Genomic DNA, 24,109 nt, shown 5'->3' with positions numbered 1-24,109 from the left:
GGATGACCCGGTGAGCCTGCACCGCACCGAGCTCGGCACGTCCGGGTCGCGCATCGTCTTCTGCCACGGCCTCTTCGGGCAGGGCAAGAACTGGACGCAGGCCGCCAAGGCGCTCAGCGCCGACCACCGGGTGCTGCTGCTCGACATGCCCAACCACGGCCGGTCGTCTTGGACCGAGACCTTCGACTACGTCGAGCTGGCGGACCTCGTCGCGGCCGAGCTGCGCCAGTGGTCGGCGCAGGAGCCCGTCGCGCTCGTCGGGCACTCGATGGGCGGCAAGATCGCCATGTGCCTCGCGCTGCGGCACCCCGAGCTCGTCGAGCGGCTCGTCGTCGTCGACGTCGCGCCGGTCGCGTACCCGAGCGGGCGCGAGTTCGTCGGCTACATCGAGACCATGCGCGGGCTCGACCTGACGTCGCTCGAGCGCCGCGACCAGGCCGACGAGGCGCTGCGCGAGCCGGTGCCGAACCCGGTCGTGCGCAGCTTCCTCCTGCAGAACCTCCGCCGCACCGACGACGGCTGGCACTGGCAGGTCAACCTCGACCTGCTCGGCGCGTCGATGGACGGCCTGACGGGCTGGCCGGCCGACCAGCTGGGCGAGGCGACGTACGACGGCCCTGTGCTGTGGGTGGGCGGTGCCGACTCCGACTACATCGACGACGCGCACTCGCCCGAGATGGACCGCAGGTTCCCGCGCAACCGACGGGTGCTGGTGAAGGGCGCCGGGCACTGGGTGCACTCCGAGCAGCCTGCGATCTTCCTCGAGGTGCTGCGGCGCTTCCTGCCCTCCCCACCTGGGGCCGCGGCCGGCGCCTAGGCCCTCTGGCGGGCGCGGTAGGCCGCGACGGCCTCCCGGTTGCCGCACGTCGTCGAGCAGTAGCGGCGCGAGCGGTTGCGGGAGAGGTCGAGCACGACGTCGTCGCAGTCGTCGGCGGCGCAGCGGTCGAGCCGCGACATCTCGTCGGCCCGGATCACGTCGATCATCGCCATCGCCGTCTCGACGACCACACGCTCCTCCAGCGGACGGTCGGGGGCGACGGCGTGGACGTGCCAGTCCCAGTGGTCGTGGCGCTGGAGCTGGGGGAGGGCACTCGCCTTCGCGAGCATCCCGTTGACGATCTCCGCGGCCTCGTCGCGTTCGGCGAGGAGGAGGGCCCTGAGTGCGGGACGGAGACGGCGTACGGCGTCGAGCTCGGCCTCGGTCGCGTCGAGCCGGCCGGTGTAGGGCCAGGAGGCGAGGAAGGCGGACAGGTCGTCGACCGAGCCGAGGGGGTCGCCGGGCTCGTCGGAGGAGTTGACGAGGGCGACCGCGGCCTGGAGGGCGGCGTCCGTGTCATCCGTGAAAAGCATGTTGACACATTACCTGAGCCCCTCCTAGTGTCATGACCGTGACGGCTTTGACACATGACACGGCAACCTCCCGGACGACGACGGGGCTCCTGCTTGCCGTCGCCTCTGCCGCGTCGTTCGGCCTCTCCGGGGTGCTCGCGCGCGGGCTGCTCGACACCGGATGGAGCGCGGGCGCGACGGTCGCGCTGCGCATCGCGATCGCGGCCGCCGTGCTGGTGGTGCCCGGAGCACTGGCCCTGCGCGGTCGGTGGCACCTCGTCCGGACCAACGCCGGGCTGATCGCGGTCTACGGCATCGCGGCCGTCGCCGGAGCGCAGCTCTGCTACTTCTACGCCGTCTCCTACATGCAGGTGAGCGTCGCCCTGCTGCTGGAGTACACCGCGCCCGTCGCCGTCGTCGTCTGGCTGTGGCTGCGCCACGGGCACCGCCCGTCGGGCGTCACGCTGCTCGGTGCTGCCATCGCCGCCGCCGGGCTCGTCCTCGTGCTCGACGTGGTCTCCGGGGCGGAGCTGAGCACGGTCGGCGTGCTGTGGGCGCTGGGTGCGATGGTCGGCGCGGCGACGTACTTCATCATCTCCGCCGACGAGGACAACGGGCTGCCCGGCATCACCCTGGCTGCCGGCGGACTGCTCGTGGGCGGCCTCGTCCTGCTCGTGGCCGGTGCGTCGGGAGTGCTGCCGTTCCACGCGTCGACCGCCGACGCGGTCTACGACGGACGCACCGTCGCCTGGTGGATCCCGGTCGTCGCGCTGGGCCTGGTGACCGCCGCCTTCTCCTACGTCACCGGCATCGCGGCCGGCCGCAGGCTCGGCAGCCGGCTGGCCTCGTTCGTCGCCCTCGGCGAGGTCCTGGCCGCGGTGCTGTGGGCGTGGCTGCTGCTCGACGAGCTGCCACGCGGCATCCAGCTGGCCGGTGGCGTGCTGGTGCTCGCGGGCGTCGTGGTGGTCAAGCTGGGAGAGGGGCGGGCGCCGCTGCTCGCGGAGCCGCTGCCCGACCCGGAGCCCGTCAGCGAGCGTCCTGCCGCTTGAGGAAGACGTCGCGGTGCAGCAGCAGGAGAGCGGCCGCGACGGGCACCGCGAGCAGGGCGCCGATGACACCCATCAGCGATCCGCCGACGAGAGCGGCCACCACGGTCACCGAGCCCGGCAGGTCGACCGACTTCTTCATGATCCGCGGGTAGATCACGTAGGACTCGAACTGCTGGTAGGCGAGGTAGTAGACGAGGGCCACGAGCGCGACGGTCGGCGAGATCGTCAGCGCCAGCAGCGTCATGATCACCCCGGAGACCACGGCACCGACGATCGGGATCAGCGAGAAGAGCCCGACGACGAAGGCCAGGGCGAAGGCGTAGTCGCCCAGACCGATGACGAACGAGAAGACCAACGTGCTCAGTCCCGCGCAGAGGGCGACGAGGAAGGCGCCGGCGACGTAGGCGCCCGTCGCCCGGATGATCCGGTCACCGAGCTCGCTCACGCGCGGGCGCTTGGAGGCCGGTGCGAGGGAGTACCCCGCGTGCTTGATGCTGGGCAGCGAGGCGAGGAAGTAGATCATCAGGACGATGACGATGAGGCTGTTGGTCACGGCCGAGAGCACGCGCAGGCCGACGCCGAGGGCGCCGCCGAAGACCTTCTGGCCGAAGTCGCCGTTCTGGATGTACTCCTGCGCCTTGGCGATGACGTCGAACTGGTCGTCGAGCTTCTGGACCTGCCCGTTGGCCTGCAGGTCGTCGAGCCACCCGGGTGCGTTGCGGGTGATCTGAGCGATCTGGTCGCTGATGACGGGCACGATGGCGACGACGAAGAGCGTCAGCACCCCGATGACCGCGACGAGCACGAGCAGCACCGACAGCCCGCGGCGGACACCGCGTCGCATGAAGAACTCCACGACCGGGTTGAGCCCGATCGCGAGGAACATCGACATCACGAGCAGGATCAGCACCGAGGAGATGCTGAGCACCTGCTCGGTGAGGAAGATGGCGATCACGGCGCCGAGCGCACCGAAGAACCCGATCTTGAAGGGTGAGTGCCGCAGCAGGAGCGGGGGAGAGGTCTCCGGCTCCGCCGGGACGTAGGGGGCGGGCGTCGACTCGTCGACCACCAGGTCGGTCGAGTCGTCGATCTTGTCGGCGATCTCGGCCGCCGTCCTGGCCGACTCCTCGGCGGACTCTGCCGCCGCCTCGGCCCGGTCGGCGTCGTCGCTGACCTGCTCGACCACCGCCTCGAGCACCTCGGGGGCCTCGACGGGGTCGGTGAGGTCGGCGTTGCGGACGGCTTCTCGTACGGATTCGCTGCTCGTGTCGGACGCGGTGTCGCGGGAGGCGGTGGCCTCCCGGAGCCGGTCGCGCCAGCTCAGGGCTTGTCCTCGGCGAAGCCGGCGACCACGTCACGCAGGGCACCGAGCTGGGCGGTGATCGCGTCGCGGCGCTTGGTGATGCGGTCGACCTCGGCCTGGATGTTGGCGAGCTCGCGCTCGGCCTCCGCGGCACGGGTCGCGCCGATCGAGTCGGCCTGGGTGCGGGCGGAGGCGACGACCTGCTCGGCCTCGCGCCGGGCGCGCGAGAGCAGGCCCTCGGCCTCGCTCTGCGCCTGCTGGCGGTGGGTGTTGGCCTGCGCGGTGGCCTCGCGGGCCCGCTGCTCGGCCGCCGTCGCCCGCTGCTCGGCCTCGGCGACGAGCCGCTGGGTCTCCGCGGTCGCGTTGCTGTGGTGCTCGGCGGCCTCGCGCGTGAGGCGCTCCTTCTCCACCGCGAGCGTGCGGCGTGCCTCCTGGACCTCGCGGTCCGCCGCCGCGCGTGCCTGCTCGGCCTCCCGGGTGGCGGTCACCCGCACCTCGTTGGTCTCCTGCTGGGCGGCCAGCCGCAGCTGGTCGGACTCGCGGCGGGCGGCCGCCACGAGGTCCTCGGCCTCGGCCTTGGCGAGGCTGCGCTCGGTCTCGGCGTCGGCCGTGATCCGCGCCCGCATCTCGTCGAGCTCCTTGAGCTGCACCAGGCGCATGTCGTCTGCCTCGCGAGCGGCGTCGGCGCGGATGCTCTTCGCGTCGCGCTCGGCCTGGGCCCGGATGTCGTCGGCGTCGCGGCGGGCGGCGTCGCGCACGTCGCCGGCCTCTTCCTCGGCCAGCTTGAGCATCGACGTGGCGCGGCCACCGAGGCCGGCGTAGGTCGGGTTCGTGTTCTCCTCGAGCTCCGTGCGGAGCCGGTCGAGCTCGCGCTCGAGCTCGATCACCCGCTCCTCGCTGCTGGCGAGGCTGGTGGCGAGACCGGACTTCTCGGTCTGGAGCTGGCCGACGCGCTGGTCGACGGCGGTCTTGTCGTAGCCGCCGCGGCGGACGACCGGGAGCGGGGCTGCGGCCGGCACCACGGGCGGGCGGGTCGCGGGGGCCTGGGCTGCCGGACGAGGTGCGGCTGCGGGCGGGACCACGGGCGCCCGCAGGGTGGGCTGGTCGTCGACGGACGGCTTCGCCGGGGCAGGGGGCCGCACGGGCTCCGTGGCGGCCGGCTCGGGTGTCGGCTCGTTCGTGGGCTCGACCTTCGACGTCGGCTCGGCCTTCTTCTCGGCCTGCGTCGGCGCGGTGGCAGGCGCCTTCGCCGCGGATTGCTCCTTCGGCGTCACCGGCATGACCTGGGTCTCCTCACCCGCGTCGTCGCCGGACTCCGGCTCGTCGTCGAAGATGGACAGGCCCTGGTCGGAGCTCATGCAGCGACACCCACTCTCACGTTGTACGGCGCTTTCGGCGGAACGGCCCCAGTCTTGCCGATGCCCCGGAAACATCACACCCCGGCTCGCGGGACAATTGCCCGGCCGGGGTGTGAGGAATCTCCGGCTCACCGCCGGAGGGGTGGGGTCAGACGCCGCGGAAGCGGTTGATCGCGGTCTCGTGCTGGGCGCGCATCTCGTGGTCGCGCACGCCGAGGCCCTCCTCGGGGGACAGGCAGAGCACGCCGACCTTGCCCTGGTGGGCGTTCTGGTGGACGTCGAGCGAGGCCTGGCCGACCTCCTCGAGCGTGTAGGTCCGCGACAGTGTCGGGTGGATCTTCCCCTTCGCGATGAGGCGGTTGGCCTCCCACGACTCGCGGTAGTTGGCGAAGTGGCTCGAGATGATCCGCTTGAGGTTCATCCACAGGTAGCGGTTGTCGTACTCGTGCATGTAGCCCGAGGTCGAGGCGCACGTGGTGATCGTCCCGCCCTTGCGGGTGACGAAGACCGATGCGCCGAAGGTCTCGCGGCCCGGGTGCTCGAAGACGATGTCGATGTCCTCGCCGCCGGTGAGCTCACGGATGCGCGCACCGAAGCGCTTCCACTCCTTCGGGTCCTGCTGGGTGTTCTCGTCGTTCCAGAACTTGTAGCCCTCCTCCGAGCGGTTGATGATCAGCTCGGCGCCCATGCTGCGGGCGATGGCGGCCTTCTCCTCGTTGGAGACCACGCAGACCGGGGTGGCGCCGCCGTTGAGGGCGTACTGCGTCGCGAAGCCGCCGAGGCCGCCGGACGCGCCCCAGATGAGGACGTTGTCGCCCTGCTTCATGTCGCCGCCGTTCTTGCTGACCAGCTGGCGGTAGGCCGTGCAGTTGACGAGGCCGGGGGAGGCGGCCTCCTCCCAGGTGAGGTGCTCGGGCTTGGGCATCAGCTGGTTGGCCTTGACCATCGCGACGTCGGCGAGGCCGCCGAAGTTGGTCTCGAAGCCCCAGATCCGCTGCTCGGTGTCGAGCATCGTGTCGTTGTGGCCGTCGGGGCCCTCGAGCTCGACCGAGAGGCAGTGCGCCACGACGCGGTCGCCAGGCTTCCACTTGGTGACGCCGGGGCCGGTCTTGAGCACGACGCCGGCCAGGTCGGAGCCGACCACGTGGTAGGGCAGGTCGTGGCGCTTGGTGAGCTCGCTGTTGCGGCCGTAGCGCTCGAGGAAGCCGAAGGTGGAGACGGGCTCGAAGATCGAGGTCCACACGGTGTTGTAGTTGATGGCGGAGGCCATCACGGCCACGAACGCCTCGCCGGGACCGAGCTCGGGCAGCGGCACGTCCTCGACGTGGAGTGACTTGCGCGGGTCCTTCTCCTTGGCGGTGAGGCCCTCGAACATGTCCACCTCCTCCTTCTTCACGAAGGCGGCGCGGTAGGACTCCGGGAGCTCCAGGGAGGCGAAGTCCTCCGCGGTGGCGCTGTCGGACTGAATGGCTTCGAGGATGTGGTGCACGGGTGTCTCCTGCTGGCTGTGGGGCAGTGGCGATGAGGCATCGGTGTCGCGATCGGGCTCAACGTACCGGTGAGTAACCTCGTGTGGGGAGTGGTGTGAGGTACGTCGCTCAGTGGTCGGCAGGCCGGCCCGCGGGGGCCGGCTCGACCAGCTCGACCAGCACGCCACCGGCGTCCTTGGGGTGGATGAAGTTGACCCGGCTGGCCGAGGTGCCGCGGCGCGGGGCGTCGTACAGCAGGCGCAGGCCGCGCTCGCGCAGCACCTCGGCGACGTGCTCGACGTCGTCGACGCGGAACGCGAGCTGCTGGATGCCCTGGCCGTTGCGGTCGAGGAACTTCGCGATGGTCGACTCGGGCGTGAGCGGGGCGAGGAGCTGGATGCACGAGCCCGAGTCGCCCACTCCGACCATCGCCTCGCGGACGCCCTGTTCCTCGTTGACCTCCTCGTGGAGGACCTGCATGCCGTAGGCGTCGCGGTAGAAGGCCATCGCCTCGTCGAGGTCCGGCACCGCGATCCCGACGTGGTCGATGGCGGTGAACAGGTGGCGGACGTCGTCGGGGAGGTCGGTCGCGGCGCTCATGGGCCACATCGTGCACTCCGGGGGCCGGGGGCGCGAGGGGGTGTGACGTGTGCCTCACGGCGGGGGCGTCACAGACCCTGCCGCGGGACGTACGCCGGTGGGTATCGTCGGCCCCATGACTGGATCAGTGATCGTCGCCGGAGCCCGCACCCCGATCGGCCGCCTGCTGGGTGGCCTCAAGGACCAGTCGGCCGCCGACCTCGGTGGAGTCGCCATCAAGGGCGCCCTCGAGAAGGCCGGCGTCACCGGCGAGCAGGTCGACTACGTGATCATGGGCCAGGTCATCCAGGCCGGCGCCGGGCAGATCACCGCCCGCCAGGCCGCGGTCAAGGGCGGCATCCCGATGAGCGTCCCGTCGATCACCATCAACAAGGTGTGCCTGTCGGGCATCAACGCGATCGCGATGGCCGACCAGCTGATCCGCGCCGGCGAGCACGAGATCATTGTCGCCGGCGGCATGGAGTCGATGACCCAGGCGCCGCACCTGCTGCCGAAGAGCCGTGACGGCTTCAAGTACGGCGACACGACGCTCGTCGACTCGATGGCCTACGACGCGCTCTACGACCAGTTCACCGACCAGGCGATGATCAGCCTCACCGACGGCTGCAACGCGGCGGGCGCCAACCTGACCCGCGAGGAGCAGGACGCCTTCGCCGCCCAGTCCCACCAGCGCGCGGCCGTCGCCTGGAAGAACGGCGTCTTCGACGACGAGGTAGTCCCGGTCACGATCCCGAGCCGGAAGGGCGACATCACCGTCGCCGAGGACGAGGGCATCCGCGGCGACACCACCGTCGAGTCGCTCTCCGGCCTGCGCCCGGTGGCCAAGGGCGGCAGCATCACCGCCGGCTCCGCCTCGCAGATCTCCGACGGCGCGTGCGCCGTGGTCGTGATGAGCAAGGCCAAGGCCGAGGAGCTCGGCCTGACCTGGCTCGCCGAGATCGGCGCCTCGGGACAGGTCGCCGGGCCCGACTCCTCGCTGCAGCTCCAGCCGGCCAACGCGATCGCGAAGGCGGCTGAGAAGGAGGGCATCGCGGTGTCCGACATCGACCTCTTCGAGCTCAACGAGGCCTTCGCGGCCGTCGGCATCGAGTCGGCGCGCCAGCTCGGCGTCGACCAGGACAAGGTCAACGTCAACGGCGGCGCGATCGCCCTCGGCCACCCGGTCGGGATGTCCGGCGCTCGCATCGTGCTCCACCTGGCCCTCGAGCTCCAGCGCCGCGGCGGCGGCGTCGGCGCGGCCGCGCTCTGCGGTGGCGGTGGGCAGGGCGACGCCCTGATCGTCCGCGTGCCCGCGTCCTGAGGCTGGCGTGACCCGGAGGGGCGCGTCGTCGGTCCCCGACCTCGTCGCGCGCGCTCGCGACGGCGAGGCCGCAGCGGTCGCCCGCCTGATCACCCTCGTCGAGACCGACTCGCCGGTCCTGCGCGAGGTGATGGCAGCACTGCGCGCCCACACCGGGCGCGCCCACGTGCTGGGCATCACCGGTGCCCCCGGCGTCGGCAAGTCGACGTCGACCAATGCGTTGGTCGCTGCCCTGCGTGCCGACGGCCGGCGCGTCGGCGTGCTGGCGATCGACCCGTCCTCACCGTTCTCCGGCGGCGCGCTGCTCGGTGACCGGGTGCGGATGGGCGACCACGCGCTCGACCCCGAGGTCTACATCCGCTCGATGGGCGCGCGTGGTCATCTCGGCGGCCTGGCGCGGTCGACGCCGCAGGCGGTGCGGGTGCTCGACGCCGCAGGCTGCGACGTCGTGGTCGTGGAGACCGTCGGCGTCGGGCAGAGCGAGGTGGAGGTGGCCGGCCTCGCCGACACCACGCTGGTGCTGCTCGCGCCGGGCATGGGCGACGGCATCCAGGCCGCCAAGGCCGGGATCCTCGAGATCGGTGACGTGTACGCCGTCAACAAGGCCGACCGCGAGGGCGCCGACCGCACCCGCCGCGAGCTGCGCACGATGCTGTCGATGGCCGAGCGCCCCGAGGGCGCCTGGCGACCGCCGGTCGTGCAGACGGTGGCCAGCACGGGGGAGGGGATCGACGGTCTGCTCGCCGAGGTCGACCGCCATGCCGCGTGGCTCGCCGAGTCGGGCGAGCTCGCGCGACGACGTACGGACCGGGCGCGGAGCGAGGTCGAGGCGATCGCCCTCGCCGCGGTGCGCGAGCGCTGGGAGCGGGCCGGCGGCTCCGACCTCCATGCCCTGGCCGAGCGTGTCGCCCGGGGGGACGTCGACCCCTACGCCGCGGCCGACGAGATCGTTGCCGGGACCTGAGACGAAGCTCGGACCCCCCGCCCACGAGCCGCCTGATGCTGTGGGGTTACGGCTCGTGAGCGGGGTCCAGGGTGGGGAATTGCCGAACCTCTCACGAGGGGTCTGTGTCCGACGTGTGTAAAACGTAACCGTCAAGAGGGGAATCTGTTACCAATCTGAGGATGTTTCTCGAAGTTTTGCCCTCCGCGCTCCTAGGGCCGATCGAGCAGGGCGCCGAACTTCGTGGCCGTGTGGTGGGTCCAGGCACGCAGCACCGGCATGCTGACCCCTTCCGCGGTCACCGAGAGCAGGTGCTGGCCGCGCCTCGACGAGATGGCTGCGATGACGGTCTGGGTCGTGCCCGAGTCGAGCTCGAGGGTCGCCACGTCGTCGGCGACCACGATCTCGGCGCGTCGCGCCTCGAAGGTCCCGGCGGCTGCACGGACCGCCGTCACCAGGTCGCGCACGCCGTAGCCGTGGGCCTTGAGCGGGAAGCCGGACTCGGTCGACAGCAGGGCGTAGGCCGGGGCGTCCACGGCATCGAGGACGTCGACGAGCGAAGCCCACTGCGCATCGATGGAGGGGAGGGCCTTCGCCAGGCTCGACGCGGGGGCCATGCCCGCGTCGAGGGGACCCGTCGGAGTGGGCGGGACCGGCATCGGGCCGCGGGCTCTCACCTGCTCACGTCGATGGTCGGAGGCCCGGCCCCGCCACGCTGATGCTTGCCGCCGCGATTGCGCTGTGATTCCTTGAGCAGTCACCAGCACGTCCTTCACCGTCACAAGCAACCGACTGAGGCCCCACGCCTCGAGATGTGTCGAATGTGTTGCTTTTGTGGACGAACCGTAACCGGGTCGCAGCTCGTCGGGCGGCAACTTCGACGCGCCGACTCCAGAACCACCCACTTGGGCTAGTACTCCGCGTGGGTGTCAGCCCAGGCGGAGCGTCTGCCCGGTGATCCGCGAGGCCGCACTGCTCGCGAGGAACAGGGCCGAGGCGGCCACCGACTCCCCGGCCCGCGTGCCCTGCTCGCGCACGAGCGTGGTGCCGGCCACCCGGCTGCCGGCGCGTGGGGCGTACTGCCGCGGAAGCACCGGGCGGGTCGTCTGAAGCACCGAGTTGACCCGGACGCCGAGACCGGCCCACTGCTCGCCGGCGCGAGCGGTGGACTCGATGACCTGCGCCTGCGCCTCGTCGGCCGTGCTCGACAGCTCCAGCCACGTGCGTACGGCGCCGGTGTTGACCACGCAGCCGCCACCGAGGGCGGGGCTCTGGCTGAGCTTGAGGCGCAGCCGCGTGGTGAGGAACGTCGGCCCCAGCAGGCCGGAGCGGGCCGCCTGGGCGATGAACGCGTGCTCGTCGGGCGGCAGGGCGTAGGGGAGGTTGGCCGAGGCGGCGAGGACCAGCACGTCGAGGTGGTCGACCATCGCCGCGAGGTGGTCGATCGAGTCCTGGCGGGCGAGGTTGACCGACTCGTAGTCGAAGGGCGAGAGGTCGGTGTCGTAGAGCTCGCGGAGCATCATCGTGCCGGTGACGGTCACGGAGGCGCCGGCCTCGGCGAAGGCGGTCGCGATGGTGTGTCCCTCACCGCGGGTGCCGCCCACCACCAGCACCTGGTAACCGGCGAAGTCGTAGGACCCCGATGTCATGGCTTCGCCTCCCGTCGACGTGGCCTGCCCCGATCAGGTGTTCTACCACGCCTAGGGGTGAGGTCCCACTCGGAGGTCTTCCTCGAACAGGGGGTCCGCCAGGTCGAGTCGACCGGTCCGGACGGCCGCGAAGGTCCACAGCTTGTTGAAGACGAACGACACCGGCATGACCAGCGCGATGACGATCAGCTGGGACCAGTAGAGGCGGTTGCGCAGCCCGCTGGAGTCGTCGAACACGTCGGTCGGCAGGCTGACGGGCGAGTGCGGGTGCATGAGCAGGGTGAGCATCGCCAGGCCCACCACCTGGCCGCCGAAGCCGACCGCCAGGAACGGCCAGTACTCGTGCCACCAGCCCGACACGCGGCTGCTGCGGAAGGTCCACGAGCGGTTGAGCTGGAAGTTGGACAGGTTCGCCACGAGGAACGCGATCGTGGAGAAGACGTGGTACCAGCGCAGGTTGAAGCCGGAGCTGCCGAGCCCGACGACCGCGTCGTCGAAGTGCGGTCCGAACCGGCGCAGGACAACCAGCGTGATCAGGTTGACGATGACACCGGAGCCTCCGACCACGCCGAAGCGCGCCAACAGGCCGAGATTCCGCCGGTGGCGCACGTAGAGCGCGCTGCCCCGCGATGCCATGCGGCCGAGGCTACCCACCCCGGCGTACGCGCGTGGGCACTCTCCCTAGGATTGACCCCATGACGCAGCAGCCCTTCAGCCGTCCCGGTGCCATCGACCTCTCCGGGCTGGGACAGCCCGCCCCCCGGGCGGGCGCACCGGCCCGTCCCGGTGGCGCCGCGCCGAGCAGCACGCCGGCGCCCGCCGGGTCGTCGTACAGCGTGCAGGTGGACGAGCAGAGCTTCCAGGGCCTGCTCGAGCAGTCGATGACGGCTCCGGTGCTGCTCGCCTTCTACTCGCGCACCCGGATGCCCGAAAGCGGCCAGCTCGCCGACGACCTGGTGACCGTGGTCGACGAGCACGAGGGGCGCTTCCTGCTCGGCCTCGTCGACATCGACGCGGCCCCGCAGATCGCCCAGGCCATGCAGATCCCGTCGATCCCGCTGGTCGTCGCGGTGGTCGACGGCCGGCCGATGCCGCTCCTGCAGGACCCGCTGCCGATCGACGAGCTGCGCACCGCGCTGAACCAGGTCGGCCAGCAGCTCACCGCCCAGGGCATCGCCGGGCGGCACCAGCCGCGCTCGAGCGCCGCGCCGGCGGCCGAGGGCGAGGAGGAGACCATCGACCCGCGCTACGCCCCGGCCCAGGACGCGCTGGTCGCCGGTGACATCGACGGTGCCGTGCGGGAGTACCAGAAGCTGCTGGACGCCAACCCGGCCGACGTCGAGGCCGCGGGCGGGCTCGCGATGGCCAAGGTCATGCAGCGCACCCAGGGTGTCGACCTGGCCGCGGCGCGCGCCGCGGCGGCCGAGCAGCCCGACGACGTCGACGCGCAGACGATGGTCGCCGACCTCGACATGCTCGGCGGCCACGTCGAGGACGCCTTCACCCGGCTGGTGAACCTGGTCGCCCGCACCACCGATGCCGACCGTACGAAGGCGCGCGACCACCTGCTCGGACTGTTCGCCGCCGTCGGCAACGACGACCCGCGGGTGCTGGCGGGTCGTCGCAACCTGGCGTCGGCGCTCTTCTGATCAGTGGTGTTCGCCGCGGTGCTCCAGGACTGAGCGTCCGGCCTCGAGCCGGGCGACCGGCACGCGGAACGGGGAGCACGAGACGTAGTCGAGGCCGATCCGGTCGAAGAAGTGCACCGACCGCGGGTCGCCGCCGTGCTCTCCGCACACGCCGACCTTGAGGTCCGGCTTGGTCTCGCGGCCCTTCGTCGTCCCCATCTCGACCATCCCGCCGACCCGAGCTGGTCGAGGGTCTCGAAGGGGGACACGTCGAAGATGGCGTGCTCGAAGTAGCGGGAGAAGAACGCCGCCTCGACGTCGTCGCGCGAGAAGCCCCAGCCCATCTGCGTGAGGTCGTTGGTGCCGAAGGAGAAGAAGTCAGCGGCCATCGCGATCCGGTCGGCGAGGAACGCGGCGCGGGGCAGCTCGATCATGGTGCCGATGGAGATGTCGAGGGTGACCCCGCGGGACTCCTGCACTTCCGCGATCTCCTTCTCGAGCACTGCCCGGACGATCTCCAGCTCGCGCACGCTCGCGACCAGCGGGACCATGATCTCCGCGCGCGGCGTGCCGTGCGCGTCGGTGCGGTCGGCGGCGGCCTCGGCGATCGCGCGGGCCTGCATCCGGAACAGGCCGGGGATCTGGATCCCCAGCCGGACGCCGCGCAGGCCCAGCATCGGGTTCGACTCGTGCAGCCGGCGCACGTGGGTGAGCAGGGTGGCGTCGTGCTCGTCGACCTCGCCGCGCTCCTCGGCGACGGCCACCTTCACGCTGAGCTCGGTGAGGTCGGGCAGGAACTCGTGCAGGGGCGGGTCGAGCAGCCGGATCGTGACCGGGAGCCCGTCCATCGCCTCGAGGATCTCGGTGAAGTCCTGGCGCTGCAGCGGGAGCAGCGCGTCGAGGGCCGCCTCGGTGCCGGCCTCGTCCTCGGCGACGATGAGCTTCTCGACCAGCTCGCGTCGCTCGCCGAGGAACATGTGCTCGGTGCGGCACAGCCCGATGCCCTGGGCGCCGAAGCGGCGGGCACGCGCCGCGTCCTCGGGGGTGTCGGCGTTGGTGCGCACGCGCAGTCGGCGGGCGCCGTCGGCGTGGGCCATGATGCGGGACACGGCGTGGGCCAGGTCGTCGTCCAGCTTCTCGCCCTCGAAGTGGCGTACGACGACGGAGTCGGCCACCGGGACGGCTCCGGCGAACACCTCGCCCGTGGTGCCGTCGATCGAGATGACGTCACCCTCGCTGACCGTCTCGCCGTCGCGCACGTGGAACTGCTTCGCCTTGGTGTCGACGTCGAGCGACTCGGCGCCGCACACGCACGTGCGGCCCATGCCGCGAGCCACGACGGCGGCGTGCGACGTCTTGCCGCCGCGGCTGGTGAGGATGCCGCGGGCCGCGACCATGCCGCGCAGGTCGTCGGGGTTGGTCTCCTTGCGGACCAGGATCACGTCCTCCCCGCGCTCGGCCCACTCGACGGCGGTGTCGGAGTCGAAGACGACCTTGCCGACGGCCGCGCCGGGTGAGGCGTTCATGCCCTTGGCGAGGAGGGTGCGCTCGGCCTTCTCGTCGAAGCGGGGGAACATCAGCTGGGCGAGCTGGTCGCCGGTGACCCGCAGCACCGCCTCGTCCATCTGGATCAGGCCCTCGTCGACCATGTGGACCGCGATCCGGAACGCCGCCTCGGGGGTCCGCTTGCCGACGCGGGTCTGGAGCATCCACAGCTTGCCGCGCTCCACCGTGAACTCGATGTCGCACATGTCGCGGTAGTGCCGCTCGAGGCGGGTCATGATGGCCATCAGGTCGTCGTGCGACTTCTGGTCGATGTCGGCCATGTCGGCGAGGCTGACGGTGTTGCGGATGCCTGCGACGACGTCCTCGCCCTGCGCGTTCTGGAGGTAGTCGCCGTACTCGCCCTGGGCGCCGCTGGCGGGGTCGCGGGTGAACGCGACGCCCGAACCGGAGTCCATGCCGAAGTTGCCGAAGACCATCGCCTGCACGTTGACGGCGGTGCCGAGGTCCTCGGGGATCCGCTCCTGGCGGCGGTAGAGACGGGCGCGGTCGGTGTTCCACGAGTCGAAGACCGCGCGGATCGCGAGGTCCATCTGCTCGCGCGGGTCCTGCGGGAAGTCGCGCCCGGTCTGGTCCTTGATGATCTGCTTGAAGGTCTCCACGACCGCGCGCAGGTCGTCGGCGTCGAGGTCGAGGTCGGACTCCGTGCCCTTGGCCTTCTTGGCCTCGTCGAGCGCCTCCGAGAACAGCTCGGAGTCGACGTGCAGGACGGTGCCGCCGAACATCTGGAGCAGCCGGCGGTAGGAGTCCAGAGCGAACCGCTCGTCCTCGCTGCGGGCCGCCAGCCCGCCGACGGAGGTGTCGTTGAGGCCGACGTTGAGCACCGTCTCCATCATCCCGGGCATCGAGAACTTCGCACCGGAGCGCACGGAGACCAGCAGCGGGTCGGTCGCGTCGCCGAGCCGCTTGTCCATCGCGGCCTCGAGGGCCTCCAGGTGCTCGGTGACCTCCTCGTCGAGGCCGTCCGGCAGGCCGCCCTCGCCCGACTCCTGGAGGGCGAGGTAGGCCCGGCAGGTCTCGGTCGAGATGGTGAACCCCGGCGGCACCGGGAGGCCCAGTGTCGTCATCTCGGCGAGGTTCGCACCCTTGCCGCCGAGGAGGTCCTTCTGGTCCTTGTTGCCTTCTGAGAATTCGTAGACCCACGCCATGGAGGCATCCTGCCTCAGCGGCCGGACTCCGTATATGGCTGCAGGCCCGCCACCGCGGCTCGCACGCGGCGGGCGGTGAAGTCGGCCGCGAGCTCGTCCACCTCTTCGAGGGTGCAGAAGCGCACGTCGCGGATCTCGCGTTCCTGCTTCACCACCTCGTCGAGGACGCCTGCGGGGAGCGTGCCGCCGTCGAAGACCAGGCACACCGCGTCGTCCCAGCCGCCCCACGGCGGCAGCCAGTCGGTGAGGAGGAGCCCACGCGGCTCGACCTCGAGGCCCAGCTCCTCCTCGACCTCACGGCGTACGGCGAGGCGCGGCGACTCGCCGACCTCGACCACCCCGCCGGGCAGGTCCCAGTCGCGCTTGTAGGTCAGCTGGCACAGCAGCACGCGCCCCTCGGGGTCGCGCACCAGCATCTGCGAGATCGCCCGCTTGCGGGGGAGGAAGGAGTTGAGGAGCGACCGGAAGCCGCCGGGCTCGTTGACGGGAGCGTCCGTCACCAGGCGCGCGTAGACGATCCGGTCCTCGGGCTCGCCGTCCGGCCCCAGCCCGCGTCGTACGCCCTCGCGGTGCATGCCGGTCCACGTCGCGGCGCGCTGGCCCGCGGTGTCGGTGCTCCCGACCCAGGCCTCCACCCGCGTGTGCCCGGTCAGCGCCTCCGCGACCTCGCGCCGGAGCTCGTCGGTGCTGACCTCGCCCTCCCACTGGAGTCGGGCGACCCCGTCGCCGGAGGTCACGGAGATCGGGCTGGGCACCCGACCACCCTAACGAGGGGCAGGTCAGGGGACGACGTCGAAGCGCGACATCATCCCGTGGTCCTCGTGGTCGAGCATGTGGCAGTGGATCATGAAGGGGCCGGTGTAGTCGGTGAAGCGGGCGGCCACCTCGACCACCTCGCCCGGTTCGAGCCGCCAGGTGTCCTCGAGGCCACGCTCCCACGGCGGTGGCGCCTTGCCGTCGCGCAGGAGGGTGCGCCACTGCTCGGCGTGGATGTGGACGTAGTGGGTGACGTCGCTGGTGTTGCGGAAGCGCCACCGCTCGACGGCGCCGAGCCTGGCCCGGTGGTCGACGCGGGTCGGGTCGAAGGGGTCGCCGTTGATGGTCCACGCGCTGCCGTGGTCGCCCCCGTCGTCGAGGCCGAAGGTCCAGGTCTTCGCGACCTCGGTGGGCACGGGCGAGACGAGCCCGGGGGAGGGGAGGCGCGAGGGGAGGCGTGACGGGTCGCTCGCCCGGGCGCCGACGCGGAGCTCCATCACCGCGGTCTGGCGGGCGTCGTCGCCGGTGCTGCCGATCGCAGCGGGCACCGACTCGAGCACGATCCGCTTGCCGGTGGCGCCGCTGAAGTCGACGATCACGTCCGCGCGCTGCGCCGGGCCGAGCAGGATCGACGAGCGGACGACCGCGCGGGGCAGCAGGCCGCTGCCGGTGCCGATCTGCAGGATGGGGCGGCCGTCGGAGAGGGTGAGATTGTAGCTGGAGAACGGTGAGGAGTTCAGCAGCCGGAGCCGGTAGCGCGTGGCGGAGACGTCGAGGTACGGCGCTGCCCGGCCGTTGACGAGCACGGTGTCACCGACGGTGGCGTCGTTCGGCGGTGCGAGGTCGCCGGACCACGACATCTCGTCGTGCCCGGCGCCGTGCACCATCTCCGGTCCGTCGGCGAAGGGGTCGGTGAGCTGGTTGCCCGACGTGAACGAACGCTCGGAGATCATCAGCGGCACGTCGCGCGAGCCTGAAGGCAGGCGCACGCCGGGCATGGGTGGGTCGGTGACGATGAACATGCCCTGGAGGCCACGCCAGTTGTTGCGGGCCGTGCGGTCCATCCGGTGGTCGTGGTACCAGAAGAAGGAGCCCGGAGTCGCGCGGCCGTCGACCGTCAGGGGGTAGTCGTAGGTGCGACTGTCGCCGCGGCGGACCAGCTGCGTGGTCGGCTGGCCGTCGTCCTTGGCCGCGTGGTGGTCGCCGTGGAGGTGGGTCGAGGTCGAGCCGGCGCCCTTCGGCAGGTGGTTGACCACGGTCACGCGGGTGCCCTGACCGCCGCGCCGCCGGATGGTGGGCCCGGGGTAGGTGCCGTCGAAGGTCCACATGGACGTACGCCGTCCCTCCGGCAACGTCCGGACCCGGGCGCGCTTCATCACCAGGCGGATGTCGGCGCCGCGCTCGGTCGGCGGCACCACCAGCGGCTGGTCGAAGGTGGGCCGCTCGGGCTCGACGCCGCCGCCGGCCCCGGTGACGGTCAGCACCCCGCGCATGCCCGGGTGGAACTTGCAGTAGAAGGCGAACTCGCCGGCCGCGAGCGAGTCGACGCCGGGGACCGTCGCCGTCGTGCCGGCAGCGACGCGTACGTCGAAGAGCGGCAGGCCGTCCGCACCCTTGGCCACCGAGGTCACGGTGTGGTCCATCGAGTCGAGGTTGACCACCGTCACCGCGCCGCCGCCTGACATCGTGACGGTCGGCGTGGAGAATCCCGTGCGCGCGCCACCTTCCTCGATCACGACGGTGGCGTTGCGCACCGGCTCGGCGAACGCCGCTGCCCGCGGGGGGTCGGGTGCACCGCCGACGTCGTACGCCACGAAGGTGGCGGTGGCCAGCGCGACCGCCGCGGTCCCGACCCAGATCCGTCCCGGCCCCCGTCGGACCGACTGTCCCCACATCCGATCGAGTGTGTGCTCCTCCTCGTGGCAGAGTCCACCCGCTTTGTGCGGTGGTCTGGACATCGACAGTTTTGCGGATGACGTCGCGACGAGAACGTGCCAGAACTGGAGTGCTGTGCCGACGGAGGCCGACATGGCTCACCGAGAAGGGTTGGTTCACTCATGCACGTACACAAGAAACGGCGCGCGGTGCTCGCTGCCGTGTGTGCCACTGCGCTGGCAGGGACACCCCTGCTGCTGGCTCCGACCACAGCGAACGCATCGCCTGCGGCCACCTCACGGGCAGCGATGCCCCACATCTCCGCCACGCTCACCAAGAGGGGCATCAACCTGAAGGGTGCTGACGGCCTGCGACCGGGCCGCGTGATGCTCAGCGTCAAGGGCAACGGCATCGTCGAGCTGGCGATGTTCAAGCGCGGCTACGACGGCGAGGACTTCGCCGCCGACGTCAACAAGTTCGGTGCGAAGAACGACATCAAGGCGCTCAAGCGCGCCCTGGCCAACACCCAGATCCTCGGGGGGTTCGCCGGTGGCGGATCAGGCACGGTCGTGCTCCCGCGGGCCGGCTCGTACACCCCGTTCTCCATCGGGCAGCGGGGCGTCGTGATGGGTGAGCCGTTCATGGTCCGTGGGGCCAAGCGATCGTCGTCGGCGCCCAGCACCGACGGCCGGATCCTCGCGAAGACGGGCCCGTCGTGGGGAGGCTCCTCGACGCTCCCGGCGAAGGGCAGCTTCCTGTTCAAGAACAAGGCCACCACCGGTGTCCCGCACTTCGTGGTCCTCCAGCAGGTCGCCGAGGGCACGACCACCGACCAGGTGCTCGAGTTCTTGCAGAGCGGTGACGAGGGGAACCCCCCGTGGGGCCTGCCGGCCGGGATGGAGACCGGGTCGATCAGCCCCGGGAAGAGCATGACGGTGGACTACGACCTGCCCGCAGGCCAGTACGTCGTCATGTGCTTCTTCCCCGACCCCCAGATGGGCGGCATGCCGCACTCACTGATGGGGATGCTGGAGATGATCCACCTGACCTGACGCTCAGGGCCCGGTCACGACTCCTTGCGGAACCACACCGTCGCCAGGGGCGGCACCACGATGTCGGCGTACGCCGGCTGGCCGTGGTGGTCGCCCTTGGTGGCGGTGACCGACCCGAGGTTGCCCACGCCCGACCCGGAGTACGACGCCGCGTCGGTGTTGAGCATCTCCGACCACGTGCCATCCGACGGCAGGCCGAGCCGGTAGCCCTCGTGGGGGGTGCCGGCGAAGTTCGCGACGCACACCACGTCAGGCTGCCCCGGCGCGCGGCGCACGAACGAGAACGTGTTGCGGCCGGCATCGTTGGCGTCGACCCACTGGAAGCCCGACGGGTCGTTGTCACGGCCCCACAGGGCGCCGGAGCCCCGGTAGACCGCGTTCATGTCGCGGACCATCGCGTGCACGCCGGAGTGCTCCGGGTGCTCGAGCAGCCACCAGTCGAGCTCGCGGCTCTCGGCCCACTCGGACTCCTGGCCGAACTCGCAGCCCATGAAGAGCAGCTGCTTGCCGGGGTGGGCCCACATGAAGGCCAGGTAGGCGCGCAGGTTGGCCAGCTGCTGCCACCGGTCGCCCGGCATCTTGCGCAGCAGCGAGCCCTTGCCGTGCACGACCTCGTCGTGGCTGATGGGCAGGACGTAGTTCTCCGCGAACGCGTAGACGAGCGAGAACGTCATCTGGCCGTGGTGGTGGCTGCGGTAGAGCGGGTCCTTGGCGACGTAGTTGAGCGAGTCGTGCATCCAGCCCATGTTCCACTTGAAGCCGAAGCCCAGCCCGCCCTCGCTGGTCGGCCCGGTGACGCCCGGCCACGCGGTCGACTCCTCGGCGATCGTGACGATCCCGGGGACGCGCTTGTAGACGGTGGCGTTCATCTCCTGCAGGAACTGCACGGCCTCGAGGTTCTCCCGGCCGCCGTCCTTGTTCGGCGACCACTCGCCGTGCTCGCGGGCGTAGTCGAGGTAGAGCATCGAGGCGACGCCGTCGACCCGCAGCCCGTCGGCGTGGAACTCCTCGAGCCAGAAGACCGCGTTGGCGTAGAGGAAGTTGCGCACCTCGTTGCGGCCGAAGTTGAAGATGTGGGAGCCCCACTCCTTGTGCCACCCGCGCTGCGGGTTGGGGTCCTCGTAGAGCGGGGTGCCGTCGAAGTTGGCCAGTGCCCACTCGTCGGTGGCGAAGTGGCCGGGCACCCAGTCCAGGATCACGCCGACCCCGGCCTGGTGGAGCCGGTCGATCAGCCGCTTGAGGCCGTCGGGGTCGCCGAACCGCGCGTCCGCGGCGAAGTAGGAGGTGACGTGGTAGCCCCACGAGCCGCCGAACGGGTGCTGCATGACCGGCATGAGCTCCACGTGGGTGAAGCCGAGGTCGGAGACGTAGGGCACGAGTGCGTCGGCGATCTCGTCCCAGGAGTAGAGCTCGCCGGAGTAGTGCTTCTTCCACGAGGCCAGGTGGACCTCGTAGGTCGACATCGCCTCGTCGACCGGCTGGCTCGTGCGCCGCTTCTCGAGCCAGGCGTCGTCGCCCCACTGGTGCTCGGACCTCCAGACCCGCGAGGCGGAGCTCGGCGCCTTCTCGGCGTACTGGGCCATCGGGTCGGCGCGGTCGGCCCACTGGCCGTCGGCTCCGCGCAGGCGGTACTTGTACTGCGCACCGACGCCGGCGCCGTCGACGTGGACGTGCCAGACGCCCGATCCGTCGAGACGGGTCATCGGGTGCTGCGAGCCGTCCCAGCCGGCCCACTCGCCGGCGACCTGGACCTCGAGCGCGTTGGGCGCCCAGACGCGGAAGGACGTGCCGGCGTCGGTGACCTGGGCGCCGAGGACGGTCCAGAGCTCCTCGTGCCGGCCCTCGCCGATCAGGTGCAGGTCGAGCTCGCCGGGTGCGTACGTGTCGGTGCTGGTCGGGTCGGTCATGAGCTCTCCTCGAGTGCAGCCAGGGGGATGGACAGCCATCCGGGGCGGTTGCGTGCTTCGTAGACCGCCTCGTAGACCACCTTGTCGGCGAGGTAGGCATCCAGCAGGGTGCCGGCCGCGCCGTCCAGTGCAGTACCCAGCGCGGCGGTGTAGGCCTCGAGGAAGGCGGCACGGTTGCGTGCGGCCCACTCCGAGGCCCGGTAGGCGCGCTGCTCGGCCTCCCCGCCGATGTCCACGCCTCCGGCGGTCATCGCCACCACGCGGGGCGCGTAGTCGAACGAGCGGATCATCCCGGCCACGTCGCGCCACACCGAGTCGGGCAGCAGGCGCTCGGCGAGCGGCTTGGCGGGCTCGCCCTCGAAGTCGACGATCTTCCAGCCCTTGACCGTGCGCAGGGTCTGGCCGAGGTGCAGGTCGCCGTGCACCTGCTGGACGTCGATCCCGTCGAGCTCGCGCAGTCGTCCGAAGGTCGCGCGCAGGGAGTCGGCGTACGGCGCCAGGTCGGGTACGACGTCGAGCGCGGCGTCGAGCCGGCCCGCCATCGCGTCGGCCAGGGCGGACGCCGCGTCGGCGCCGCGCTGCTCGACCGGGAAGTGCTCGGCCAGGTCGGCGTGCACCTCGGCGAGCGCGGTGCCCAGCCGGGCGGCCTCGCCGGCGAAGTCGCCGCCGACCTCGTCGGCGTGCAGGTCGGCCTCGGCGAACAGGTTGCGCACGCTGGCGAGGGCCAGGTCCCAGCCGTCGCTCGCGGTGCGGAGGAACTGCTGGAGCATCGCCAGCTGGATGGTCGAGTTCGTCCCGTCGGCGTCGTCGTCGACGAGGTCGAGCCAGCCGTAGAGAGCGGCGACGTGGGTGGAGCCGGCCTCGGTGAGCACCTGGTGGATCGCGATGTCGGGGTTCACGCCCGGCGTCACCTTGCGGAACACCTTCATCAGCGCGTCCTCGCCGAAGGCGACCGAGGAGTTGGACTGCTCGCCGGAGAAGAGCGTGGAGTGGGCCTCGATGTCGAGGTCGTGACCCGGGAGCCGGTGGAACATCAGCTCCCCGCGCACGTCGTGGTGACGCGCGGGGTCGACGCCGTGCGCGGCGAACGCCGCCAGCCACAAGGCCATCGACTCGCGGTCGTGGAGCGCGTCGTAGACGTAGGCGTAGCCGTGGTCCTCGTCGTCCCACTCGCCGACGAGCGCGTGCGAGAGGCGGTCCTGGGGCTCGGCGTAGAGGGCGAGCGGCAGCTGGTAGTAGTCCGTCGTCCCGTCGTCGTAGGCGATCTCGGCCAGGTCGATCGTCACGTGGAGGCCGTCGGGCGCGTCGGGCAGCTCGCCCACGCGTCGCACGCCGGCCAGCGTCCACTCGCGACCCTTGCCGCCGAACCACCGCGCGTGGTCGATCAGGCCACGGAGCTGGTCGTGGGGGATGGTCATCCCTCCACCCCCTGGTTGGGATCAGTGAGCCGCAACCAGAGGAAGCCGTAGCCCCCGAGGGTCAGCAGGTAGGGCAGCTCGCCGATGGCCGGGAACGGCACGCCGCCCAGCAGCTCGACGGGCACCATGCCCTCCCAGTGGCGCAGGTCGAGCTCGACCGGCTGCGGGAAGCGCGACAGGTTGTTGACGCAGAGGATCACGTCGCGCCCGTCCGCCTCCGACCCCTCAGGCGAGTGCTCGCGGATGTACGACAGCACGCTCGGGTTGGACCCGCCCAGGTCGACGAAGTCGCCGAGGCCGAAGGCGGGGTGCCGGCGGCGTGCGTGCACGAGGCGGCGTGTCCAGTGCAGCAGCGACGAGCTGTTCTCCAGCTGCGCCTCGACGTTGACCGACTGGTAGCCGTAGATCGGGTCCTGGACCGCCGGCAGGTGGAGCTTGCCGGGGGTGGCGGAGGAGAACCCCGCGTTGCGGTCGGGCGTCCACTGCATCGGCGTACGCACCCCGTCGCGGTCGCCGAGCCAGATGTTGTCACCCATCCCGATCTCGTCGCCGTAGTAGAGGACGGGGGAGCCGGGCAGCGAGAGCAGGAGCGCGGTGAAGAGCTCCATCCGGTTGACGTCGTTGTCGAGCAGCGGGGCGAGGCGGCGGCGGATGCCGATGTTGGCCTTCATCCGAGGGTCGTGGGCGTACTCCGACCACATGTAGTCGCGGTCCTCGTCGGTGACCATCTCGAGGGTGAGCTCGTCGTGGTTGCGCAGGAAGATGCCCCACTGGCACCCGTCGGGGATCGACGGCGTCTGCTCGAGGATCTCCGAGATCGGGAAGCGCGACTCGCGCCGCACGGCCATGAAGATGCGTGGCATCACGGGGAAGTGGAACGCCATGTGGCACTCCGTGCCGATCCAGCGACCGTCCTCCGTCTGCTCCGGCCCGAAGTACTCGACCACGTCGGCCGGCCACTGGTTGGCCTCGCAGAGCAGCACCCGACCGGGGTAGTTCTCGTCGACGAAGCGGCGGCACTTCTTGAGGAACTCGTGGGTCTCGGGCAGGTTCTCGCCGTTGGTGCCGGGCCGCTCGTAGAGGTACGGCACGGCGTCGAGGCGGAAGCCGTCGAGGCCCATGTCGAGCCAGAAGGCCATCGACTCGAGCATCGCGTCGTGGACCTTGGGGTTGTCGAAGTTGAGGTCCGGCTGGTGGTGGAAGAACCGGTGCCAGAAGTACTGCTGGCGCACCGGGTCCCACGTCCAGTTGGACGGCTCGGTGTCGACGAAGATCACCCGGGCGTCCTGGTAGAGCTCGTCGGTGTCGGACCAGACGTAGAAGTCGCCGTAGGGACCCTCGGGGTCGCTGCGGCTCTGCTGGAACCACTCGTGGGCGTCACTCGTGTGGTTCATGACGAAGTCGATGATCACCCGGATGCCGCGCTGGTGGCAGGCGTCGATGAACTCGTGGAAGTCCTCGACGCTGCCGCACTCGGGGAGGATGTTGTTGTAGTCGGCGACGTCGTAGCCACCGTCGCGCAGCGGCGAGGTGAAGAACGGCGGGACCCACAGGCAGTCGACACCGAGCCACTCGAGGTAGTCGAGCTTCTCGATGAGGCCCTTGAAGTCGCCGGTCCCGTCGCCGTTGGAGTCGCGGAACGACCGGACCAGGACCTCGTAGAACACCGCCGTGCGGAACCAGTCGGGCTCGGCGTTCAGCACCGCGGTCGCTGCTCCGGCATCGGTTGGCATCTGTGCCGACGAGGGGTGATGGGCGGACG

The 24,109-nt window shown here is 71.0% G+C and carries 19 protein-coding genes and 1 pseudogene; 6 read left to right on the top strand and 14 right to left on the bottom strand.

Annotated elements, in window-relative coordinates; all coding sequences use genetic code 11:
- Nucleotides 1-10 precede the first annotated feature (10 nt).
- Entirely contained in the window at nucleotides 11-817 is an 807-nt protein-coding gene (locus EUA06_RS14120; protein ID WP_129476896.1) for an alpha/beta fold hydrolase, read from the top strand.
- Here the strand turns inward: EUA06_RS14120 and EUA06_RS14115 are convergent.
- Complete coding sequence (locus tag EUA06_RS14115) at nucleotides 814-1,350, bottom strand: CGNR zinc finger domain-containing protein (protein WP_129476894.1); 537 nt, start codon at nucleotides 1,348-1,350, stop codon at nucleotides 814-816. The two genes, EUA06_RS14120 and EUA06_RS14115, sit on opposite strands and share 4 nt — an antisense overlap.
- Before the next feature lie 38 nt (nucleotides 1,351-1,388).
- On the opposite strand from EUA06_RS14115, the gene EUA06_RS14110 reads away from it, so the two are divergent.
- A complete protein-coding gene (locus tag EUA06_RS14110) occupies nucleotides 1,389-2,378 on the top strand; it encodes an EamA family transporter (protein WP_242498160.1) in 990 nt (329 codons plus the stop codon).
- On the opposite strand, the gene EUA06_RS14105 is transcribed toward EUA06_RS14110, so the two are convergent.
- The 4 genes from EUA06_RS14105 to mce all read right to left on the bottom strand — a co-directional run bounded on the left by EUA06_RS14105 (nucleotide 2,356) and on the right by mce (nucleotide 7,108).
- Nucleotides 2,356-3,576: an AI-2E family transporter gene (locus tag EUA06_RS14105; RefSeq protein ID WP_165354398.1), complete on the bottom strand. Its 1,221-nt coding sequence runs from the start codon at nucleotides 3,574-3,576 to the stop codon at nucleotides 2,356-2,358. The genes EUA06_RS14110 and EUA06_RS14105 overlap by 23 nt on opposite strands.
- Nucleotides 3,577-3,698: 122 nt before the next feature.
- On the bottom strand, nucleotides 3,699-5,039 hold the full coding sequence (locus tag EUA06_RS14100; protein ID WP_129476888.1) for a coiled-coil domain-containing protein: 1,341 nt from the start codon (nucleotides 5,037-5,039) through the stop codon (nucleotides 3,699-3,701).
- A gap of 148 nt (nucleotides 5,040-5,187) precedes the next feature.
- Complete coding sequence (gene ccrA / locus EUA06_RS14095; protein WP_129476886.1) at nucleotides 5,188-6,528, bottom strand: crotonyl-CoA carboxylase/reductase; 1,341 nt, start codon at nucleotides 6,526-6,528, stop codon at nucleotides 5,188-5,190.
- A gap of 109 nt (nucleotides 6,529-6,637) precedes the next feature.
- Nucleotides 6,638-7,108, bottom strand: a complete 471-nt coding sequence (gene mce, locus EUA06_RS14090) for a methylmalonyl-CoA epimerase (protein ID WP_129476884.1) — start codon at nucleotides 7,106-7,108, stop codon at nucleotides 6,638-6,640.
- A gap of 115 nt (nucleotides 7,109-7,223) precedes the next feature.
- Between mce and EUA06_RS14085 the strand changes: the two genes are divergently transcribed.
- Both EUA06_RS14085 and meaB read left to right on the top strand, forming a co-directional pair.
- Nucleotides 7,224-8,408, top strand: a complete 1,185-nt coding sequence (locus EUA06_RS14085; RefSeq protein ID WP_129476882.1) for an acetyl-CoA C-acetyltransferase — start codon at nucleotides 7,224-7,226, stop codon at nucleotides 8,406-8,408.
- A gap of 7 nt (nucleotides 8,409-8,415) precedes the next feature.
- On the top strand, nucleotides 8,416-9,372 hold the full coding sequence (meaB, locus tag EUA06_RS14080; RefSeq protein WP_129476881.1) for a methylmalonyl Co-A mutase-associated GTPase MeaB: 957 nt from the start codon (nucleotides 8,416-8,418) through the stop codon (nucleotides 9,370-9,372).
- A 191-nt stretch (nucleotides 9,373-9,563) separates the two neighbouring features.
- Here the strand turns inward: meaB and EUA06_RS14075 are convergent, their stop codons facing one another.
- The 3 genes from EUA06_RS14075 to EUA06_RS14065 all read right to left on the bottom strand — a co-directional run bounded on the left by EUA06_RS14075 (nucleotide 9,564) and on the right by EUA06_RS14065 (nucleotide 11,636).
- Nucleotides 9,564-9,968, bottom strand: a complete 405-nt coding sequence (locus tag EUA06_RS14075; protein WP_129476879.1) for a hypothetical protein — start codon at nucleotides 9,966-9,968, stop codon at nucleotides 9,564-9,566.
- A 312-nt stretch (nucleotides 9,969-10,280) separates the two neighbouring features.
- Nucleotides 10,281-11,000: an SDR family oxidoreductase gene (locus EUA06_RS14070; RefSeq protein ID WP_129476878.1), complete on the bottom strand. Its 720-nt coding sequence runs from the start codon at nucleotides 10,998-11,000 to the stop codon at nucleotides 10,281-10,283.
- A gap of 51 nt (nucleotides 11,001-11,051) precedes the next feature.
- Nucleotides 11,052-11,636, bottom strand: coding sequence for a GtrA family protein (locus tag EUA06_RS14065; RefSeq protein WP_129476876.1), 585 nt, complete (start codon nucleotides 11,634-11,636; stop codon nucleotides 11,052-11,054).
- A 59-nt stretch (nucleotides 11,637-11,695) separates the two neighbouring features.
- On the opposite strand from EUA06_RS14065, the gene EUA06_RS14060 reads away from it, so the two are divergent.
- Entirely contained in the window at nucleotides 11,696-12,649 is a 954-nt protein-coding gene (locus tag EUA06_RS14060; RefSeq protein WP_129476874.1) for a co-chaperone YbbN, read from the top strand.
- On the opposite strand, the pseudogene ppdK reads toward EUA06_RS14060, so the two are convergent.
- From ppdK to EUA06_RS14045, 3 genes and pseudogenes are all read right to left on the bottom strand, one after another.
- Nucleotides 12,650-15,339 (bottom strand): annotated as a pseudogene (ppdK, locus tag EUA06_RS14055) (pyruvate, phosphate dikinase).
- A gap of 14 nt (nucleotides 15,340-15,353) precedes the next feature.
- Nucleotides 15,354-16,094, bottom strand: a complete 741-nt coding sequence (locus EUA06_RS14050; protein ID WP_129476872.1) for an NUDIX domain-containing protein — start codon at nucleotides 16,092-16,094, stop codon at nucleotides 15,354-15,356.
- A 24-nt stretch (nucleotides 16,095-16,118) separates the two neighbouring features.
- Nucleotides 16,119-17,990: a multicopper oxidase domain-containing protein gene (locus tag EUA06_RS14045; protein WP_129476870.1), complete on the bottom strand. Its 1,872-nt coding sequence runs from the start codon at nucleotides 17,988-17,990 to the stop codon at nucleotides 16,119-16,121.
- A gap of 288 nt (nucleotides 17,991-18,278) precedes the next feature.
- Between EUA06_RS14045 and EUA06_RS14040 the strand changes: the two genes are divergently transcribed.
- Entirely contained in the window at nucleotides 18,279-19,022 is a 744-nt protein-coding gene (locus tag EUA06_RS14040) for a hypothetical protein (RefSeq protein WP_129476868.1), read from the top strand.
- Nucleotides 19,023-19,036: 14 nt separating this feature from the next.
- Here the strand turns inward: EUA06_RS14040 and glgB are convergent, their stop codons facing one another.
- Genes glgB through treS form a run of 3 tightly spaced genes read right to left on the bottom strand, consistent with a single transcriptional unit; the run spans nucleotide 19,037 to nucleotide 24,080 of the window.
- On the bottom strand, nucleotides 19,037-20,929 hold the full coding sequence (glgB, locus tag EUA06_RS14035; RefSeq protein ID WP_242498159.1) for a 1,4-alpha-glucan branching protein GlgB: 1,893 nt from the start codon (nucleotides 20,927-20,929) through the stop codon (nucleotides 19,037-19,039).
- Nucleotides 20,926-22,347 carry a maltokinase N-terminal cap-like domain-containing protein gene (locus tag EUA06_RS14030; protein WP_129476864.1) on the bottom strand — a complete coding sequence of 474 codons (1,422 nt, stop codon included), beginning with the start codon at nucleotides 22,345-22,347 and terminating at the stop codon, nucleotides 20,926-20,928. The genes glgB and EUA06_RS14030 overlap by 4 nt, the downstream gene beginning before the upstream one ends.
- A complete protein-coding gene (gene treS, locus EUA06_RS14025; protein WP_129477227.1) occupies nucleotides 22,344-24,080 on the bottom strand; it encodes a maltose alpha-D-glucosyltransferase in 1,737 nt (578 codons plus the stop codon). The genes EUA06_RS14030 and treS overlap by 4 nt, the downstream gene beginning before the upstream one ends.
- Between the last annotated feature and the right edge of the window lie 29 nt (nucleotides 24,081-24,109).

It is taken from the genome of Nocardioides glacieisoli (genome assembly GCF_004137245.1).
Taxonomy (GTDB): Bacteria; Actinomycetota; Actinomycetes; order Propionibacteriales; family Nocardioidaceae; genus Nocardioides; species Nocardioides glacieisoli.
This window is presented reverse-complemented; position numbering and strand designations above follow the sequence as displayed.